The following is a 20,253-nucleotide window of genomic DNA, read 5'->3' on the forward strand; positions in this document are numbered from 1 at the left end:
CACGTTATTAAAAACTATTTACTTGCTTTCTGATAACGATCATTTACTTTATTCCAATTCACCACACTCCAAAATGCATTGGTGTAATCGGCTCGACGATTTTGATATTTCAAATAATATGCATGCTCCCAAACGTCCAAACCTAGTAAAGGCTGACCTTTCTTCTCTGCGATATCCATTAATGGGTTATCTTGGTTTGCTGTTGAGGTGATTTCTAATTTACCTTGTGGATTGACAATCAACCATGCCCATCCTGAACCGAAACGACTGGTCGCTGCTTGGTTAAATTGTTCCTGAAAAGCTTTAAATGAACCAAAATCTTGATTGATTTGCTTTAACAATTTAGGGCTTACCTTACCCGTTTTATCAGTTGGGGCTAAGCTTTCCCAGAAAAATGCATGGTTAAAATGTCCACCACCATTATTACGAACTGCAGCATTGTATTTAGAGATCTGTTGCTGAATCTGCTCAATATTCAATTTATCCAACTCTGGATAGGTCTTGATCTGAGCATTTAAGTTATCAACATAGGCCTTATGGTGCTTACCATAATGAATTTCCATCGTTTGCTGATCGATAGCAGGCTCTAAAGCGTCACTTTTATAAGGCAATGGTGCCTGAGTGAAGTTTGCAAAAGCTGAAATACTTACACTCGAACATACCATTAATGTAAGTAAACCCTTGTTCAGATATCGCATGATTTCAATCCAATCTTGATAATAGTTTTCATTATCAATATATAAGCAAATCTACGATGCGTCAAAACAGGCTACAAACTGATACATTAAAATGTGAAAAGTACAGCATTGGCTGCACTTTTCAAATCGGGCCTTTTATTTTGCTGCCATACGTATTGCACCATCTAAACGGATAACCTCACCATTGAGATATGCGTTTTCAGCGATGTGAGCCACTAAGCGAGCGAACTCCTCAGGACGCCCTAAACGTGAAGGATAAGGAACCATTTGCCCAAGTGCATCTTGAACATTTTGTGGCAGACCTTTCAGCATCGGTGTTTCCATGATACCTGGTGCAATTGTCATGATACGAATATTATGACGTGCTAACTCACGCGCAATCGGCAAAGTCATCGCAACAACAGCACCTTTTGATGCTGAATAAGCTGCTTGACCAATTTGGCCATCAAAAGCAGCAACTGAAGCCGTATTTACAATCACACCACGATCTTCGTCACCCTCTTCCACACTATTCTTACTCATCGCATCTGCTGCATAACGCAACATGTTAAATGTTCCAGTGACGTTGATATGCAAGACTTTAGAGAACATTGCCAAATCATGAACTCCATCTTTACCCACTACTTTTGCCGACGGTCCCACCCCAGCACAATTGATTAATCCATGTAGACTTCCATGCTTTTCAACAACATCTTTAAAGAACTGCTCAGCCGCTTGTTCATCCGTTACATCTAATTTTACGAATTCTGCTTGGTCACCTAAAGATTTTGCTTGTTGTTCGCCAACTTCAGCATTCATATCAACCAAAGTCACAGAAGCGCCTTTTTCAACTAAATATTCAGCCGTTGCTGCACCTAGACCAGAGCCACCACCTGTAATAACAAAATGTTTTCCTTGAATTTTCATTTACATTTCCTATCAAATTAAAGATATAAATTTTTATAACTGAGAGTAATCTCAACTTTTTTTCGATACAATTCCAAAAAGTAGCAAATTTAATGCAACTTTTGAGCATTCAACTATTTACTCTCCTGTATTACATGCGTGTATGAGCAAAAATCCTCCACTCGACCTTAATTCTGCCAAAGATACTATTTCAAATGCTTTGATACGCGAAGCATTAAGTGTTGCTGCAAGTCGTGGCTTAAATATTGTCAATATTGCGAATCGGGCTGGTATTTCTGCTGAGCTATTAACTTCTGCCAAAGCACGTATTCCTGTTACCCAATGCGCTCAACTATGGATAGAGCTTGCTGAAAGTATGAATGATGAGTTTCTTGGCATGGACTCCCACCCGATGCGTCGTGGCAGTTACAAGCTATTAGCAAAACTTGCATTTGAAGCAGATACACTAGAACAAGCTATTCGAGAAATTCTAAAATTCCTAAGTTTAATTCTTGATGATATTCATGGTGAGTTGGTTCAAAATGGAAGCAAAGCTTATTTAATTCTGCATGATCGTGATCAGCCGAAACGAATGTTCACCTATTCAACGTTCTTGATGTTAATACATAGCTTAATGTGTTGGTTAAGCGACCAACGAATTGCATTCCAAAAGATGTCTTTTAAATGCCATCAACCTGTTGAAATACAAGACTATCGAATTCGTTTTTGTGAGAATATTCAATTTCATGCAACGCAAAATTGTATTGAATTCGATGCCCATTATCTCAAGCATAAAATTAAAAAAGACAAACAAGCATTAAATGATTTTCTAAGACATACACCCTATAACTTGATTGTACGTTTTAAAAATGAAAATTCGCTTAGTCTCCAAATTCGTCGTCAACTGCTATTGCAACCACCATCAGAATGGGCCGAACTGAAAGACATTGCACAACAATTAAATATGTCTACAGCGACGATTCAAAGACGACTGAAGCAAGAAGGTGTAAGTTACCAACAACTTAAAAATGATATTCGTTGTGATATTGCAATTGAGAGACTAAGCAAGACCAACGACTCTATCCAAAGTATTAGTGATGATCTTAATTTTCATGATCCAAGTGCTTTCCATCGTGCTTTTAAAAAATGGAGTGGCGTGAGTCCAGGAAGTTATCGGAAATCTGCACCGAACAAACAGAATCGCCTACATCATTTAGGCTAGTGAATGGAGTTGACTCATGTACATCCCTCAAATATTTAAAGAAACACGCCAAGATGTTTTACATGATTTAATTCGCCAATATCCGTTTGCAACCCTCATCACTCAGAATAATGCAGGGCTAGATGCTATGCATTTACCCATTGAGTTGCTAGTTGATGATGAACAAAATGTGACTTTAGTTGCTCATATCGCCAAAAACAACCCACTCCATACACAGATAGACAGTGGTGCTGAAGTCCTTGTGATCTTCCAAGGCCAACAAGGATATATCAGCCCCAATTGGTATCCATCCAAACAGCAACATCATCAGCATGTACCAACTTGGAATTATCAAGTCGTTCACGTCAAAGGAAAAATTTATTTCTCTCAGGATGAGAAAGTATTGCGTGGAATCTTGGCACGCCTGACTCGAACACATGAAGCCAAACAGGACAAATCATGGAAAATGTCAGATGCACCAAGCGAATATATCGCGGAAGAGTTACGACACATTGTGGCTGTTGAAATTCAAGTATCCGAGATGGTCGGCCAGTTCAAAATGAGCCAAAATCGAGATCCGATCGATGCCGTTGGTGTTATTGAGGGCTTAGAACAACAAGGTAAAATGGAGTTAGCACAAACTGTAAAACGTTCTACCCAAAGTAATTAGTCTGCTTTTTGGGCCAAACTCACGCGATCATTGCCACCATAATCCTTGATGGTTTGGATTTGTTCAAAGCCGTGCAGCTCAAAAATTTCACGTACGGCTCGTCCTTGGTCATAACCATGTTCGAGTGCAATCCAGCCTTTTGCTTTCAACCAAGCTTTACCTTGTGCAATGATTATTTCAATATCCGCCAAACCATGATTGGCTGCAATCAAAGCTCGTTCAGGCTCAGATTTTAGCTTTTGCATATGTACATCATCAGGATCGATGTAAGGCGGATTAGATACAATCAGATCGAATTGCTGTTGTTCCAAAGCCTCAAACCAAGCGCCACAAGCAAACTTTACCTGAGATAAACCGTGCTTTAACGCATTTTCCTGAGCAACCTCCAATGTCGGTTGGTAAATATCAGTTGCTGTCACAGACCATTGGGGACGCTCACTTGCCAATGCCAGAGCAATTGCCCCAGTTCCTGTGCCTAAATCAACAATACTTGCTTGCGGATCCAGTGATAGCTTTAACACCGTTTCAACAAGGATCTCTGTATCTGGACGTGGCACTAAAGTATCGTGTGTAACTTTTAAATCGAGCGTCCAAAATGGCTGTGAACCTGTGACATAAGCCAGTGGTTCGCCTTGCTCAATGCGTGCAAGCCCATCTAGATATGCTTGCTCTTGAATCTCTGTTAACTCTTGCTCAAGTCTTAGTTTTAACTCCAAAGAATTCACACCTAAAATGTGTTCAAGCAACCATGCAGCTTCTTGACGCTCATAGCTGTCGATTTCACCTTTGATTTCTAATGCCTGAGCGATATTCATTAGCCGCCATTTTCCTGTGCAAGCATTGCTAACTGATCAGCTTGATATTCACGATGTAAGCTATCCAGCAATTCCGTTAAATCACCTTCCATAATTGCATCTAACTTATATAAAGTCAGATTGATACGATGATCAGTCATACGACCTTGCGGATAGTTATAAGTACGAATACGCTCAGAACGATCACCAGAACCAACCAAATCACGGCGCATTTCTGAGGTTGCAGCATCAGCAGCTGCGCGTTTGGCATTTTCTAATCTCGACACTAACAGAGCCATCGCTTTGGCTTTGTTTTTATGCTGTGAACGTTCTTCCTGACATTCCACCACTACCCCCGATGGAATATGAGTGATACGTACTGCCGAATCGGTTTTGTTAATGTGCTGACCACCTGCACCTGAAGCACGATAAGTATCGATACGTAAATCTGCTGGATTAATTTCAACTGTGGTGTCGACATCAACTTCGGGAAGAATCGCAACTGTACACGCTGAAGTATGTACACGACCTTGAGACTCTGTCGCAGGCACACGTTGTACACGATGCGCACCACTTTCGAATTTCAAGCGACCATACACACCTTCGCCATCAATACGGCAAATGACTTCTTTATAACCGCCATGTTCACCTTCATTTTCTGAAAGCACTTCAATACGCCAGCCTTGTGTCTCCGCATATTTACTATACATTCGGAATAAATCGCCAGAGAAAATTGCCGCTTCATCACCACCTGTTCCTGCACGAATCTCAAGATAAGCAGCATTGGCATCATTTGGATCTTTAGGAATCATCAACACATTCAATTGATCTTCAAGCTCAATTAAAAGGGCTTTATTTTCTTTAATTTCTTCCTCTGCCATGTCCTTAAAATCTGGATCTGATTTCATCATTTCAGCAGTTTCGATGTCTTCTTCTGCCTGACGATATTTACCCCAAACGTCTGTGATTTCGGTTAAATCATTATGTTCACGGGACAGTTTACGAAATCGTTTATTGTCTGAAATCACTTCTACATCAGCGAGTAATGCAGTCAGCTCTTCGTGACGATCACAGAGTTGATCTAGTCTTAAACGGAGTGATGCTTTCATGGGTGGAATATCTCAAATCTAAAGACTCTGTGCACATCAAAAATAGAGCACGAGTAAAATCAAAAAATTGCGCATAGTTTACAGATTCTACGAATCAAAAGACATAGAGAAACTGGCTAACTTACTATTACAGCACCATTTCATCACAAATTATGCTGCTTAGATAACGATAAATCATTTAGTCTACTGAAATACCAGATCAGCTTTATTATTAAGTGATGAAGTAAGGCTTAATTTTGAGCTGAGCGTAACATAAGATTACAACCCGTTCACCAAACCGCAATAATACGGTCGATAGTCTTCACAATTTATCACTCAAACTTTGTTACATTTGCAGCCATTAGAAATGATGTCCAATTGATGTGGACATGGAGTCAAGATGAAAGCAAAAATTTTATTATTGGGTGCGATCTTAGCGGGCTCAACCGTAGCAACGACAACTTATGCTGATAATGCAACACGTGTTGCTGCTACATCTGCGCTGGGTAGTGTTGTAGGTACGGCAATTGGTAAAGAAATTGGCGGTCATAATGGTGCTTTGATTGGTTCTGCTGTAGGTGGTGCTGGTGGTGCAGCGGCAGCAAGTAGCAAACGTACTCGTACTGAAGCTGCCATTGGTGGTGGTTTAGGCGGTGTCGGTGGTTATGCAGTAGGTCGTAACATGGGTGGCACAACTGGTGGCTATATTGGCGCAGCAGCAGGTGCTGCGGGTGGTGCAGCTTTAGGTCGAAAAGTAGGTCAAGATCGTTATTACGACCAGCGCCAAAGCCAAAAGAAAAAATGGAAAAAGAAAAAGCATCGTCGTCATTGATAAATATTAAGCACCTACGGGTGCTTTTTTAACGACTCAGACTCTACGACTGCAACAGATTTAACAATATCAGTGTTTGGAATGCCTATCTCCAATCAATTTAATTAAACAATAAAAAAGCGCCTTACGGCGCTTTTTTAAATATACAATTTAGTTTACATATACAGGGAATTTTGCACAAACAGCCTCAACTTTAGCTTTTACTTCAGCGATAACTTTTTCATCACCTTTACTATCGATGATATCAGCAATCCAACCAGCAAGTTCACGAACTTCAGATTCACCAAAACCACGAGTTGTAACAGCTGGAGTACCGATACGGATACCAGAAGTTACGAATGGAGAACGTGGGTCATTTGGAACTGAGTTTTTGTTCACAGTGATATGCGCTGCACCTAACCATGCATCAGCATCTTTACCCGTTACGTCTTGTTTGATTAAAGACAATAAGAATAAATGGTTTTCTGTACCACCAGAAACAACATCATAACCACGAGCCATTAACACTTCAGCCATAGCTTGAGCGTTTTTCACGACTTGTTGTTGGTAAGTTTTAAAATCTTCAGACATTGCTTCTTTGAAACAAATTGCTTTAGCAGCAATTGCATGCATCAAAGGACCACCTTGGTTACCAGGGAATACAGCAGATTGAAGTTTCTTCTCGATTTCTTCATTTGCTTTTGCAAGGATTAAACCAGAACGTGGACCACGAAGTGTCTTATGCGTTGTAGTCGTTGTTACATCAGCAATTTGAACTGGGTTCGGGTAAACACCAGCAGCAACTAAACCTGCAACGTGAGCCATATCAACAAAAAGATAAGCACCAACTTTATCGGCGATATCACGGAAACGCTGCCAATCAACAACTTGGCTATAAGCAGAAAAACCAGCAACAATCATGCGTGGTTTATATTCTAAAGCTAAACGCTCTACTTCTTCATAATCGATTTCACCCGTTTCTGGGTTTAAGCCATACTGAACTGCATTATAAGTTTTACCAGAGAAGCTAACTTTAGCACCATGTGTTAAGTGACCACCATGCGCTAAGCTCATACCTAAAACAGTATCGCCTGGATTAAGTAATGCTAAGTAAACAGCAGAATTTGCTTGTGAACCAGCGTGTGGCTGAACGTTTGCATAGTCTGCACCAAACAACTCTTTTGCACGGTCAATTGCAAGTTGCTCGATTACATCAACATATTCACAACCGCCATAATAGCGTTTGCCAGGATAGCCTTCTGCATATTTGTTAGTAAGTTTTGATCCTTGTGCTTCCATCACAGCAGGAGAGCAATAGTTTTCAGATGCAATTAACTCAATATGAGCTTCTTGGCGTTCGCCTTCAGAAGCAATCGCTTGAGCTAATTTTGGATCAAATTCAGCAATAGAAATATTGGCAAACATTAGCGGGGGTCCTATAAATTAGGGCTTTTAAGCCGTGCTAAAGATTGGTGCGTATTGTAGCACGAAGTTTATAAGTAAGAAGAATGAAGTTTGCTTAATTCTCAATAAAAATCGCTCATGTTGATAAAAACTTCACTTTTGATTCATTAAGATTTTTCCTTAAACTTAGCATTGAGCTTTATAATTAATTGTCTAGATAAAATGATTCGCATCAACGGAAAAATTCAGCATTTAAAAATATATGATTTTTACTGTATTAGAAATCGAAAATATGAAACTCAGATAGAACAAGAGCAAGCTGCTTTAGCAAAAATACTCATAGCAAATTTGTTTGATGTTGATGCTCGCGTTTTAGCTTATAGAATCAATAAAACTTATAAAATATATAGCTTTCAAATTGCTCACCAAACAGTTATGGGAGTTGCTGAACATATTTTTTTTCAAGAAGGTGATGAGCTTTATGCCGTTATTGATCCCAATAGCTTTACCGATATAAGTCTTGCATATGCAATCTACCACCCAGAACAAAATTTGATTTATTCACTTCCTCAACATGGCTTCACTATAGAAGGTTTAAGAAAAAGACAGAAAACAATTGGACTGTCATTCTTTATATTAAGTTTTTTAATAAATATTTTCTTTTTAGTTAAATGGGAATCTTACGAAGAAATTTTTATAGAATCAGCATTGGCTATTCTCGTAAGTTTATCTTTAGCCTTAATCGCATATTTTTCGGCCGGGCTACTATATAAACAAGCAGTTCAGGAGAGTATGCAAATTTATAAAACATTTGGTTTCAATAACGTTGAAAAGATTGATTTCAAATCAGAAGTCTACGAGCACAAACCAACGAGAACAATATGTTCAGATATTGCTTACTTAAAAGTAAAAATTCAGGAATAATTTAATTATAAATTACTCCCGATGAATTAATTAGCTGGCATCATTGTTTTCACATCATTCACAATATTTTCAATATTCGCACCATATACTGTACCGTGGTCCCATTCAGCATTGGAAATATATTGAATATTTGAACCTTTATTTCTTGCGCTCAATACCAATGCATCTGTTGCTAATTTTGGAACAGTTGTATCTTTTGCACCTTGATAAATAATCACTGGTTGATTTAATTTAACCTGAGCAGGTTGTGAGTCTTTTTCCAAAAATGATTTAACTAATGAAAGTTGCATAAAATTGATCTGCGTACGGGGATAATTTGTTAAATCAACATTACTTTGCAAATGCGTTTGCATAGCCCCACCAAACCTTCCTCCTAGCACATCTGCACAATCTAATTCGGCCCTACTCGCAATTTGATCTGTTGGCGATTTAAAAACATTTATGTAGCTAAACGTAGGCTGGAGATTGCGCAATCCAGCGGTGATTAATGCTGTGTATGTATCTAGTTGAGCATACATAGGTATTTGCTGCTCAACAGGCGCATTTTCAACAGACTCCTCACCCTTTCTTAATATGAGTTCAAGGTTTGACGCTGGTGCAATGGCAATAGTTCCTTTGTAATCAAGTTTAGCTCGACTTGCGTATTGTGCTGCTCCCAAAGCTGCGTGACCACCTTGGGAATGCCCTACGGTCATCCATTGTTGTGAAGTGAGTTTTCCGCGACTAGCTAGATAAGCACGTGCAGCGACCACAGCATCAGTAATCGAATAGGCTTCACTTTTTAGATTTAAAAAAGGATGTAGTTCCCGACCACTGGGTTCACCAAGCCCCTCATAATCAGGCGCAACCACCACATAACCTGCCGCCAGAAATTGGCTAATCATACTCTGAATAGCAGCATGGGTTGCTTGACGACTTGGTGCACATTGATCCGCGACACCAGTTGTACCATGTGCCCATGCAACAATTTTCCAGCCAGTTGCAGGCATTGGTCCACCCGGAACAAATAGCAAGCTGGTTGCCATAGTCTCTTTACCATTCTGCCCTAGCATTTTATAGGTCATCACCAAGCTTTCTGATGCTACAGCACTAAAATCGGACTTTGTATAAAGCTCTGGTATACCAACTACAGGCTCTTGAATATTATTTTCAGGTATCGTTGGTTTTGGTATATAGCTAGTATTTCCATCGCCACCACCACAAGCAGTAAAAAACAAGCTAGAACTTAGTATCACAACCGTCAATAATTTCATTTTCATTTGGTTTTCCCTTAACTATTTTCATTATCATTATTCGCTTTAGAAATCATGATTCTAAAGTCATATTATCTTCACAAGAATTACGCCTAATCACACTTTATTTCAAGTTTTTTTAATTTTGATTTCTATTTATCCATAACAGCGCTCAAACTTGAGGAATTCAATCTTCTAACTCATATTCAAACTCATTTTCTTGTAAGATAAGTGCATCTATTCAACTTCAATTGAGTCAACTTTATATGCAAACCATTATTCTAGATACTGAAACACATACACTAAATGGTTTGCCGATTGAAATCGCCTATGCGCCTATCGAAATTGAAAGTGGCAAACTGAGTTTAGATAAGAAAAAAATTTTTGATCAGTTATATCAAGTTGGTCAACCGATATCCTTTGCAGCAATGGCTGTCCATCATATTTTAGAATCTGATCTGGTAGATCAACCTTTTTATAATGAATTCCAACTCCCAACAGAAACAACTTATATTATTGGTCACAATGTTGATTATGACATCGCAGCAATCGCACGTTGTGGTGTGGAAATATCTCATTTAAAACCCATCTGTACGCTTGCATTGGCACGACATGTCTGGCCTGATGCTGAGGCGCATAACATTTCAGCATTAATTTACTTAATTTCCAAAGGCAGCGATAAAGCAAGAGAAATGCTAAAAGGCGCACATCGTGCAGATGCAGATATCATTTTAACTGCTAATATTTTGATGCATATCATCCACCAACTTGATATTCAAAATATCGAACAACTTTATACTGCATCAGAAGAAGCTCGCATTCCGAAATCGATTACTTTTGGGAAGCACAAAGGCACTGCGATTCAAGATTTGCCTACAGATTATGTGCAATGGTTGCTTCGTCAAGATGACCTTGATGTCTATTTACGTAAAGCACTAGAAACGCAGTTGATGAAATAATCGGATTAAGTTTCGAGATTCAACTCATCATCAATTCAAAGATTGGGCAATTGAAAGAATAATAGATATAAAAAATTATAATTTTGGTGCGCTCAGCGGGACTCGAACCCACGCCACAGGCTTCGGAGACCTGTACTCTATCCTGTTGAGCTATGAGCGCATGCGAGCCACATCATAGGCAAAAAAAACATATTGGTAAATATATCCTCTTAAACAAACTCATCTCTTGCCTAATAAAACAACAATTTCTTACTTCAAAACATAAATTTGTTTCTTTTATAAGGAAATCAAACTAAAAGACGACTCATTCTTTCTCTATTATTTTCCAAAAATACACCGTTCCATTTTTAACACAGCATAAACCTATTTTTCTACTTGGTTTATTTTTTCATATCGATCAGAATACCCGTTCTATTTAATAACGTGAGACGTTTTATGACTGATGCTTTGGTATTAAGCGATTTGTCCAAAACTTATCGTAATGGTTTTCAGGCGTTAAAAGGTATCAATTTAACTGTGCCTGAGGGTGAATTCTATGCATTATTAGGACCTAATGGTGCAGGTAAATCAACCACGATCGGCATCATCAGCTCACTAACCAAAAAAACATCGGGTTCAGTTGAGATCTTTGGTCACAACTTGGACACACACCCTTCACATGCAAAACAATGTTTAGGTGTTGTGCCACAAGAATTCAATTTCGGTCAATTTGAAAAGACCTTTGATATCTTGGTAACACAAGCTGGCTACTATGGCATTCCTAGAAAGTTAGCTGAACAGCGTGCAGAATATTATTTAGAAAAACTCGGACTTTGGGAAAAGCGTAATATCCAATCACGTATGCTTTCAGGTGGTATGAAACGTCGCTTGATGATCGCGCGTGCCATGATGCATGAACCGAAACTGCTTATCCTCGACGAACCTACTGCTGGTGTCGACATTGAATTACGTCGCTCAATGTGGGATTTTCTAACAGAGATGAACGAAAAAGGCACATCTATTATTCTTACGACACATTACCTAGAAGAAGCTGAAATGTTGTGTCGTCGAATTGCGATCATTGACCGAGGTGTAATTAAAGAAGATACCTCAATGAAAGGTTTCCTCAATCAACTCAATGAAGAATCATTCATTTGTGATTTGGCTGATCCAATAAATCGCATGGATCTAAATATTATTGGTTTCAAATTTAACTTAATTGACCCAGTCACTCTCGAAGTAACAATGGATAAAGCACATAGCATGAATGATTTATTTTTGTTATTGCAATCTCAGAATATACAAGTCAGCAGTATGCGCAATAAGTCTAATCGCTTAGAAGAACTATTCGTCAAAATGGTTGAGAAAAACCTCACAGGAGCGGATCAATGAACTTTAGTCAGTTACGAACCGCACTGTGGACTTTAGTTGTTAAAGAAATTCGTCGCTTTATGCGTATTTGGCCTCAAACCCTACTCCCACCTGCGATTACAATGAGTTTATATTTTGTGATTTTCGGAAATTTAGTGGGTTCACGCATTGGGGAAATGGGTGGCTTTAGCTATATGCAATTTATTGTGCCAGGCTTGATTATGATGGCAATCATCACAAACAGTTATGCCAACGTCTCTTCAAGTTTCTTTAGTGCAAAATTCCAAAAAAGTATTGAAGAACTGATTATGAGTCCAGTGCCATTGCATCTAATCCTTTGGGGTTATGTGATTGGTGGTGTCTGTCGCGGTGTTTTAGTTGGGTTGATTGTAACCTTGATGAGTCTATTCTTTACTCAACTAGAAATTTATAATTTCTTCGTGACAATATATACCGTCATTATTACCTCATTATTATTCTCTCTTGGCGGTTTTATTAATGCTGTCTACGCAAAGTCGTTTGATGATATCTCGATCATTCCAACCTTTGTATTAACACCACTCACTTATTTAGGTGGCGTGTTTTATGCGATTAGTGCATTAAGCCCATTTTGGCAAAACTTATCCTTAATTAATCCGATTGTGTATATGGTCAATGCTTTCCGCTTTGGCATTTTGGGACACAGTGATGTCAATGTTTCCTTCTCTTTAGGCATTGTGACACTTTGCTGTCTTGTTTTGTATGCAATCGCTTATCATTTATTGGCTCGTGGTTCAGGAATGCGTGAATGAGTGTTGAACATTCTCAATTGGGTAAAGAAACCCAGTACCCAACTCAATATCAGCCAGAGGTTTTATTTCCAATCTCTCGCGCTGAATCTCGTCAACAATATGCTGATGTTGAAGGGATCACTCAAGGTAAAGACTGGTGGCATGTATTTGAAATTTCATGGCTCAATCAGTTAGGCCTACCTCAGGTTGCAATTGGTCGTTTGACACTACCTGCTAGCTCACCCAATTTGATTGAATCGAAGTCGCTAAAACTTTATTTCAATAGCTTGAACTTCACAAAGTTTGATTCAAAAGAAGCGCTCATCGAAACTGTTGAGCGTGATTTATCCTCTGCTGCAGGTGCAAAAATTGAGCTGCAACTTTTTCAAGTTGATGATTTAGAGATTTCAAAACCCCAAGGGATCTGTATCGATGATCTGGTTCCCGAGCGCTTATCTGAACATCCTGACCCAACTTTGCTGCAGCTAGATACAACAACTGAAGATGACGTCGAGATCACGCTATACTCGCATTTATTAAGAAGTAATTGTCCTGTCACTGGTCAACCTGACTGGGGTACGATTTTTATCCGTTTTCAAGGCAAAAAACCTTGTTATCGCAGCCTATTAGCTTATATTATCTCCTACCGTCAGCATAATGGTTTTCATGAGCAATGTGTTGAGCAAATATTTGCTGACATTTGGAAGCTGCTCAAACCTCAGAAACTGATGGTCTATGCGACTTATACTCGTCGAGGTGGATTGGATATTAATCCATGTCGAGTATCTGATTTGTCATGGATGCCTGAGCCAATTCGCTTGGCACGACAATAAAACGAATAAATTTGATATAGAGGACGTTTTTCAATGACCAGTTATTTCGGTATTCTTCCATCAGAAAGCTTGAGTAAAGATATTCAACTTGCACAAGCCAATCGTGACAGCAAAGAACCACAATACCCTTTGCGTGACAAGATCTCACTGCAGCTGACCGATGAGTTAATCGATACCATGTTGGTTCATCTGGTTCAACAATTTCCGCCAAGTGAAAAACGTGATACGACTGAAGGACTAGCGATTAAAATCCGTGGTATTGTCGAAACCTTGATGAAACAGCTTCTCGGCAAAGCATCAAATGAACAAGTTTTAGAATCTTTAGCCTTTATGGAAAAGAGTCTGTTTATTGACAATGATGGTAAGCAACGTATTGGTACAGTTTTACCAGACAGCTTAGTTGCAGAGATGAAGAAAAGCTTTGCTGAAGTTCAAGCAGGTAATGGTAAAGCTCAGCGTGACGCTTTAACCCAACAATTTAAATCTTTCGCTGATGCACTTATCCAACACTTTATGACTGAGTACAACAAAACACTTGGTCTAGGTATGGTTAAACGTGGTGTGGCAAGCGTAGCAACTAGCGGTGTTGAAACAGCTGTACATATCGTTATCAAAAAACTTATTCCAAGTTTAAGTCAAGCTGAGTTAGAAGTATTTACCAAACACTTTGATCAGTTGTTGATTCAAAAATAAGCTAACATTCATATCAAAGCGACGGTTGTAAAATCGTCGCTTTTTTTATGCCAATTTAGAATCCAGAAGTGTCACAATTTCTAAATTTTCATTGTCTAAATCAGCGTTTATGTTAGCATTCCCAAAGCCTTGATTTACCTGATCTAGAATCGCATGTCTCCAAGCTCTCAATACAAATTTTTACGTCAAGCACCACGTGATGGCTTAAGCACAGCGACACAGCCCTCTCGTTGGCAACAACTGCATATCGACCCATGGCTTAGTCTTTTTTTGATTTTAAATGCCATACTTGGGTTGACCATCTTATATAGTGCCTCGGCACAAAATATTGGCTTAGTAAGTAGACAAGCAATCAGTTTTTGCATAGGTTTTGTGGTCATGTTTAGCTTGGCGCAAATCCCCCCAAAAGTGTATCAAGCATTTTCACCCTATTTTTATGCTTTCGGCGTTTTGTCTTTACTTGCTGTAATGATTTTCGGTGAAGTGCGTATGGGGGCACAGCGTTGGATCGATATCCCTGGTTTTGGAAGCGTACAACCCAGTGAGTTTATGAAAATTGGCATGCCAATGATGATCGCTTGGTTTTTATCTCGTAAAGCCCTTCCACCTAGTTTCTCTCAGGTTTTTCTATCACTTATCCTGATTCTGATTCCTTTTGTACTGATTGCTGAACAGCCCGATCTAGGCACATCATTATTGGTGATTGCAAGTGGAATTTTTGTACTTTTCTTGAGTGGTTTATCTTGGAAACTAATTGCCGCTGCTGCGGGTGCTGTTGCGATCGTGATCCCAATTGCATGGCACTTCTTACTACACAATTATCAACGGCAACGTGTACTAACTTTATTAAACCCTGAAGCAGATGCTTTAGGCACAGGTTGGAACATTATTCAGTCGAAAACAGCGATTGGCTCAGGTGGTTTTTCTGGAAAAGGTTTTTTAGAGGGTACCCAGTCACATCTACATTTTTTACCAGAAGGTCACACAGACTTCATCATTGCCGCCTATTCAGAAGAATTTGGTTTAATTGGTGTGACACTGCTGATCCTTTTGTATTTCGCAATTATTTTTAGAACTTTTCAAATTGGTTTACAAAGTTTCCATAACTATGGTCGTCTAGTTGCTGGCGCATTTGGTTTGTCATTTTTTGTTTATGTATTTGTAAATGCAGGCATGGTCAGTGGTATTTTACCTGTAGTGGGCGTGCCGTTGCCTTTTATGAGTTACGGCGGGACTGCAATTATTACACTTATGGCGACTTTTGGACTGGTTATGTCTATTCATACGCATCGATAACGAGGAATTTCATAAACATATGTTGAATAACACTTTAAATAAAACAGTTCGATTTCTTAGCTTAAGTGCAGGTTTATTCTTAAGCTGTAATTGGGTACATGCCAATGAGTTTTACTCCCACCCTAACTATTCAGCGTTTAAGCAAAAAACGATGTCAACTTATGGCTTGAGTAGCGAGCAAGTTGATACAGCCATGAGCGGTGCACGTAACCTACCGAACATTTTAAATATCATGACCCGTCCTGGTGAAAGTAAACCTTGGTACGAGTATCGATCAATGTTCTTGGTTGAGGGTACAATTCAACGTGGTATCCGCTTTAAAAATCAGTATGAAGATGCTCTAAATCGCGCAGAACAGCAATTTGGTGTGCCTAAAGCGGTCATCCTCGGTATTCTAGGTGTAGAAACAGGTTATGGAGCCAATAAAGGTTCTTTCGTTACACGTGATGCTTTAGCAACCTTGGCTTTTGGTTACCCACGTCGAGCTGACTACTTCAGTGATGAATTGTCAGCGCTCATCGCATGGACTTACAAAGAAGGTTATCCAACCAATAGCATCGTAGGTTCATATGCTGGTGCAATCGGTTACCCACAGTTTATGCCAAGTAATATCCAAAAACTGGGCGTCGATTACGATGGTAATGGTCACATTGATTTAAGAAATTCTGCTGTTGATGCTATAGGATCAATTGCAAATTATTTAGCTAAACATGGCTGGGAACGTGATCGCCCGATTGGCTTTCCAGCACGTTATCTTGGAAATGATCCAGAAAGTATCATTGCAAAAGATTTAACAATGCCTACGCCTTATGGTGAGTTAAAACGACTTGGGATTACACCTGTTAATCCACTCGTCAAAATTGATGATCTTGATCTAGTGAATGTCATTCAGCTGCAAGATCGTTCTGGTCCAATTTATTACATTACTTACCCAAATTTCCAAGTCATTACGACCTATAACAGAAGCCGTATGTACGCAACTGCTGTATGGTTATTAGGCACTGAAGTAGCTAGTCGATAGACTAGCTTTTTAAGACTTTACAAAAAGTCAATAAAAAAAATATGGGCAAAGCACACTAAATCAGCAAAATTCATATTTTGTTACAATATTGGTTAATAATTAATCAATATTTGTGTGTTTTTGTACTTTTTGTTGCTATTTATCTCCAATGACTAGACACACTTCGTTTGCGATGAATATTATCCACACCAAGTGAACGGGCCGTTAAAACGCATAAAATGGTTAAAACTGCCCTCCAAATTGCAAATTGCAAAAGTGAATAATTAGACATGTGCACTATATTTCAGGTTGTTTTGTTGAAGTAGAAAAGCATGTTCTCTAGGAGTTTATACAATGCAGTTTTCGCTAAAATATATTCTAGCGCTGACGGCAGGCTTAAGTTTAAGCCCGTTACATGCTGAAATGGTTCAGTCTACATCGTTGAACAGTGATGTTGAAGGTTCTAATTTAGCAGCCCGCGTTCTTAGCAAAGATTCTCAAAATTTTAATTCGCGTCTTTCAAACGTAAATAGTCTTTCAATCACTGAGCGCTCAGGTGATCAAGTACGTCGCCAAACGATCGCTGCTAAAATTGATATCCCTGAAGAAGAGCCTTCAGTGATTGAAAAACTGAATACAGTTGCATCGAACACTGTACGTAAGTTTAGTCAAACTGGTGTTGCTTCTTGGTATGGTCGTCAATTCCATGGCCGTAAAACAGCAAGTGGTGAAACATTTGATATGAATGCAATGACCGCTGCTCATCGTAGCCTACCGCTCAACTGCTATATCCGTGTAACGAACAAGGACAATGGCAAAAGCGTAGTAGTTAAGGTAAATGATCGTGGTCCTTTCCATGGTAACCGCGTATTAGACTTATCTTATGGTGCTGCAAAGCAAATCGGTATTACTAATGCTGGACTTGCTAAAGTAAGCATCGAACGTGTTGATGGTCCAAATTCATAAGTTTTGCCTCTCAACAGAATCCTAAAGCCACCTTGTGTGGCTTTTTTTATTGCAACCGCCACCAGATACTACCCTCAATCATTTTTGACGCTAAAGCTGTTCTTCGGTATATTGAAAAAACTAAAAAAAATATTATTGCAAGGAGTGCGTTGTGAAATCGATCGATGAATGGTTTGAGGAATATAGCGACAGCCATCAAAATCAAACCAATAAGAAAATCCATTGGGTTTGCGTTCCAGCAATCCTGTTTTCGATTATTGGGATCCTAGCGCATTTCAGCACTCTGCTCACAGCTCTATTGCTTGTGCTCACTTTAGTTTTTTACGCACGTTTAGATATTGTACTTGCGGTCGCGATGGCTGCACTTCTCGCAGTAATGGCATGGTTAATCATCATTCTTCCAGTCGGTGTCGGCTTTTATATTGGGATCTTTGTCATTGCTTGGATCGGTCAATTTTATGGACATAAAATTGAAGGTAAGAAGCCATCATTCTTCAAAGACCTACAATTCCTTCTGATTGGCCCTGTATGGTGTATGGATGCTTATTTAGCTAAAGTCCTACCTAAATGGAAACTTCGTCAAAAATCAGCGATTACAAGCTGATTTAGCGCATATCTTTCTAGACAAGGTCTGTTACATAGACAGACCCTGTCATTATTAGAAGAATTTATTGATATATTCGTCCATTATGCTTTAACCAACCATCGATATGTTTTCTTCTTGGATCGTGATGCGTCCAGTGGATCACCCCACCTTTATCGTTGTACTCATATACGCCATAAAACTCTACGCTATCACCTTTTTTCAGTTGATCTACCCTAGGTGCCAAGTCGATATTATGTGCAATTAATAGCGTCAAACCATTCTCCAGTTGAAGGATCATTCGTTGATGCCTAGAGCCATCGTTATCATCAGGAAGAATCGTCTTCACAGTTCCTTGTGAACGCACTTGAAGTTTGCTTCGTTGCTGCTGAAAGGCTTGCATGATCTTGGCTTGATCATCGACACCATGTTGCTCAACTGATGAGGAAACCTCTCCACGTTGTGCACTATTTTGCTTAAGATCCAAACCAACATAAGCAAATACCAGTAACGCAATGACAATCAATAAGATCCAATTATTTTTTTGAGTTTTCATTCTTACCTTTCTTTCGTTCACAATGTAAAAATGCCAATCAAGTTGATTGGCATTTTTATAATATCAGACAATATCCTTCACTTAGAATAAACGATTGATTCCATTTAAGGCAGCCACACGATAAGCTTCTGCCATCGTTGGATAGTTAAAAGTTGTTTCAACAAAATACTTCAAGGTATTGTTTGGACTATGCATCACAACCTGACCAATGTGAATAATCTCAGCGGCATTATTACCAAAACAGTGAATACCCAACACTTCTAGGGTATCGCGATGGAATAAAATCTTTAACTCTCCAACCGTATCCCCTGTAATTTGTGCACGAGCCAAATGACGGAAAGAAGCTTGACCAACTTCGTATGGGATTCTTTCTTCAGTCAGTTCCTGTTCAGTTTTACCGATCGAAGAAATTTCTGGAATGGTATAAATGCCAGTTGGTACATCTTTAATTGGTTTAACATTTTTCTCACCAACCATATTTGCACCCGCACAACGCCCTTGGTCATAGGCTGCCGATGCGAGTGACGGCCAACCAATTACATCACCTGCTGCAAAAATATTTTCAACTTCCGTCTGATACTGATCATTTACCATCAACTGACCACGGCTATTCGGTACTAAGCCAACATTTTCCAAACCTAAACCGTCAGTATTACCCGAACGTCCATTACACCACAGGATCGCATCTGCTTTAATTTTCTTACCACTGAGCAAATGCAAAACCACATGATCATCAAAGGTTTCTAAACGATCAATTTGCTCATTATGACGAATCAACACCCCCTGTTCACGCAAGTGATAGGACAATGCATCTGCAATTTCATCATCTAAATAACTGAGTAATTTTTGTTGTGTATTAATCAAATCAACCTTATGGTCTAGACCAATAAAGATAGATGCATACTCACAACCAATTACACCCGCACCATAAATGATAATTTTTTGGATCGTGTAATCAAGATCTAAAATCTTATCTGAATCAAAGACACGTGGATGATTGAAATCTAGTCCTTGCGGTTGATATGGACGACTACCTGTAGCAATCACGATCTGTTTACAAATAATGGTTTCTTTAATGCCTTCCTGACCAAAAATCAAAACTGTATTTTTATCTTGGATATATGCACGACCATGAAAAACTTCAATTTTATTGCGATCGTAAAAACGGGTATGTGTATCAACTTGTTGTTGAATGACTTTGTGTGCATTACGTAATACCTGTTTCATGGTGAATTGCTTCCATTCACCTACTTTTTGAAACATTGGATCACGCTGATAACGAATAATACTCGAGACAGTTTGTCGTAATGCTTTACTTGGAATCGTACCAACATGTGCACAATTACCACCAAGTTGATCACGAACATCAACAATTGCTACACGTCTACCTGCTTTAGCTAGCTTCATTGCCGCGCCTTCACCAGCTGGGCCAGAACCGAGAATTACTGCATCATATTTGACAATATTCCCACCAACGACCTCTTTCTTACGTGGCATTAAAAGCTCCTTTGATTTCTCGCTGCGTATTTCTAAATATATG

General features: G+C 39.1%; 21 protein-coding genes and 1 tRNA gene. 13 read left to right on the top strand and 9 right to left on the bottom strand.

Translation table 11 applies throughout. The features are described from left to right. Positions 1-14: 14 nt before the first annotated feature. Positions 15-698, bottom strand: a complete 684-nt coding sequence (locus tag F2A31_RS09270) for a superoxide dismutase (protein WP_150026148.1) — start codon at positions 696-698, stop codon at positions 15-17. A 135-nt stretch (positions 699-833) separates the two neighbouring features. Continuing rightward, positions 834-1,604, bottom strand: coding sequence for a 3-hydroxyacyl-CoA dehydrogenase (locus F2A31_RS09275; RefSeq protein WP_150026149.1), 771 nt, complete (start codon positions 1,602-1,604; stop codon positions 834-836). Between the two features lie 142 nt (positions 1,605-1,746). Here F2A31_RS09275 and F2A31_RS09280 point away from each other — a divergent pair, with 142 nt between their 5' ends. Continuing rightward, positions 1,747-2,805, top strand: a complete 1,059-nt coding sequence (locus F2A31_RS09280; protein WP_150026150.1) for an AraC family transcriptional regulator — start codon at positions 1,747-1,749, stop codon at positions 2,803-2,805. Positions 2,806-2,821: 16 nt separating this feature from the next. Then, positions 2,822-3,454 carry an FMN-binding negative transcriptional regulator gene (locus F2A31_RS09285; RefSeq protein WP_150026151.1) on the top strand — a complete coding sequence of 211 codons (633 nt, stop codon included), beginning with the start codon at positions 2,822-2,824 and terminating at the stop codon, positions 3,452-3,454. Here F2A31_RS09285 and prmC read toward each other — a convergent pair. Beyond that, entirely contained in the window at positions 3,451-4,269 is an 819-nt protein-coding gene (gene prmC, locus F2A31_RS09290) for a peptide chain release factor N(5)-glutamine methyltransferase (RefSeq protein WP_150026152.1), read from the bottom strand. The two genes, F2A31_RS09285 and prmC, sit on opposite strands and share 4 nt — an antisense overlap. Continuing rightward, positions 4,269-5,357, bottom strand: coding sequence for a peptide chain release factor 1 (gene prfA / locus F2A31_RS09295; protein ID WP_150026153.1), 1,089 nt, complete (start codon positions 5,355-5,357; stop codon positions 4,269-4,271). The genes prmC and prfA overlap by 1 nt, the downstream gene beginning before the upstream one ends. 379 nt (positions 5,358-5,736) lie before the next feature. On the opposite strand from prfA, the gene F2A31_RS09300 reads away from it, so the two are divergent. Then, positions 5,737-6,168: a hypothetical protein gene (locus F2A31_RS09300; protein WP_150026154.1), complete on the top strand. Its 432-nt coding sequence runs from the start codon at positions 5,737-5,739 to the stop codon at positions 6,166-6,168. A gap of 150 nt (positions 6,169-6,318) precedes the next feature. Here the strand turns inward: F2A31_RS09300 and glyA are convergent, their stop codons facing one another. Beyond that, entirely contained in the window at positions 6,319-7,572 is a 1,254-nt protein-coding gene (gene glyA, locus F2A31_RS09305; protein WP_150026155.1) for a serine hydroxymethyltransferase, read from the bottom strand. Between the two features lie 201 nt (positions 7,573-7,773). Here glyA and F2A31_RS09310 point away from each other — a divergent pair, with 201 nt between their 5' ends. Further along, the gene (locus F2A31_RS09310) at positions 7,774-8,475 is read left to right on the top strand and encodes a hypothetical protein (RefSeq protein WP_150026156.1); all 702 of its coding nucleotides are present in this window, start codon (positions 7,774-7,776) and stop codon (positions 8,473-8,475) included. Between the two features lie 26 nt (positions 8,476-8,501). On the opposite strand, the gene F2A31_RS09315 is transcribed toward F2A31_RS09310, so the two are convergent. Beyond that, positions 8,502-9,734 carry an alpha/beta hydrolase gene (locus tag F2A31_RS09315; protein WP_150026157.1) on the bottom strand — a complete coding sequence of 411 codons (1,233 nt, stop codon included), beginning with the start codon at positions 9,732-9,734 and terminating at the stop codon, positions 8,502-8,504. A 239-nt stretch (positions 9,735-9,973) separates the two neighbouring features. On the opposite strand from F2A31_RS09315, the gene F2A31_RS09320 reads away from it, so the two are divergent. After that, the gene (locus F2A31_RS09320; protein WP_150026158.1) at positions 9,974-10,666 is read left to right on the top strand and encodes a 3'-5' exonuclease; all 693 of its coding nucleotides are present in this window, start codon (positions 9,974-9,976) and stop codon (positions 10,664-10,666) included. A gap of 84 nt (positions 10,667-10,750) precedes the next feature. Here F2A31_RS09320 and F2A31_RS09325 read toward each other — a convergent pair. Continuing rightward, positions 10,751-10,826, bottom strand: a tRNA-Arg gene (locus F2A31_RS09325). Between the two features lie 275 nt (positions 10,827-11,101). On the opposite strand from F2A31_RS09325, the gene F2A31_RS09330 reads away from it, so the two are divergent. From F2A31_RS09330 to F2A31_RS09365, 8 genes are all read left to right on the top strand, one after another. After that, positions 11,102-12,037 (top strand): ABC transporter ATP-binding protein, encoded by a 936-nt coding sequence (locus F2A31_RS09330; RefSeq protein WP_150026159.1) that lies wholly within the window; start codon positions 11,102-11,104, stop codon positions 12,035-12,037. Further along, positions 12,034-12,807, top strand: coding sequence for an ABC transporter permease (locus F2A31_RS09335; protein ID WP_150026160.1), 774 nt, complete (start codon positions 12,034-12,036; stop codon positions 12,805-12,807). The genes F2A31_RS09330 and F2A31_RS09335 overlap by 4 nt, the downstream gene beginning before the upstream one ends. Further along, complete coding sequence (queF, locus tag F2A31_RS09340; protein WP_150026161.1) at positions 12,804-13,619, top strand: NADPH-dependent 7-cyano-7-deazaguanine reductase QueF; 816 nt, start codon at positions 12,804-12,806, stop codon at positions 13,617-13,619. The genes F2A31_RS09335 and queF overlap by 4 nt, the downstream gene beginning before the upstream one ends. Before the next feature lie 33 nt (positions 13,620-13,652). Beyond that, positions 13,653-14,312: a hypothetical protein gene (locus F2A31_RS09345; protein ID WP_150026162.1), complete on the top strand. Its 660-nt coding sequence runs from the start codon at positions 13,653-13,655 to the stop codon at positions 14,310-14,312. A 153-nt stretch (positions 14,313-14,465) separates the two neighbouring features. Next, positions 14,466-15,608 (top strand): rod shape-determining protein RodA, encoded by a 1,143-nt coding sequence (rodA, locus tag F2A31_RS09350; protein ID WP_150026163.1) that lies wholly within the window; start codon positions 14,466-14,468, stop codon positions 15,606-15,608. Positions 15,609-15,627: 19 nt separating this feature from the next. Next, a complete protein-coding gene (gene mltB / locus F2A31_RS09355) occupies positions 15,628-16,629 on the top strand; it encodes a lytic murein transglycosylase B (protein ID WP_150026164.1) in 1,002 nt (333 codons plus the stop codon). A gap of 333 nt (positions 16,630-16,962) precedes the next feature. Next, positions 16,963-17,574, top strand: a complete 612-nt coding sequence (locus F2A31_RS09360) for a septal ring lytic transglycosylase RlpA family protein (protein WP_150026165.1) — start codon at positions 16,963-16,965, stop codon at positions 17,572-17,574. A gap of 151 nt (positions 17,575-17,725) precedes the next feature. Continuing rightward, positions 17,726-18,178, top strand: coding sequence for an Mpo1 family 2-hydroxy fatty acid dioxygenase (locus F2A31_RS09365; protein ID WP_150026166.1), 453 nt, complete (start codon positions 17,726-17,728; stop codon positions 18,176-18,178). 64 nt (positions 18,179-18,242) lie between these two features. Here the strand turns inward: F2A31_RS09365 and F2A31_RS09370 are convergent, their stop codons facing one another. Together F2A31_RS09370 and sthA are read right to left on the bottom strand one after the other, a co-directional pair. Continuing rightward, positions 18,243-18,713, bottom strand: coding sequence for a DUF3465 domain-containing protein (locus tag F2A31_RS09370; RefSeq protein WP_150026167.1), 471 nt, complete (start codon positions 18,711-18,713; stop codon positions 18,243-18,245). A gap of 81 nt (positions 18,714-18,794) precedes the next feature. Continuing rightward, positions 18,795-20,210, bottom strand: a complete 1,416-nt coding sequence (sthA, locus tag F2A31_RS09375) for a Si-specific NAD(P)(+) transhydrogenase (RefSeq protein ID WP_150026168.1) — start codon at positions 20,208-20,210, stop codon at positions 18,795-18,797. Between the last annotated feature and the right edge of the window lie 43 nt (positions 20,211-20,253).

The organism is Acinetobacter suaedae (genome assembly GCF_008630915.1).
In the GTDB taxonomy this organism is placed as follows: domain Bacteria; phylum Pseudomonadota; class Gammaproteobacteria; order Pseudomonadales; family Moraxellaceae; genus Acinetobacter; species Acinetobacter suaedae.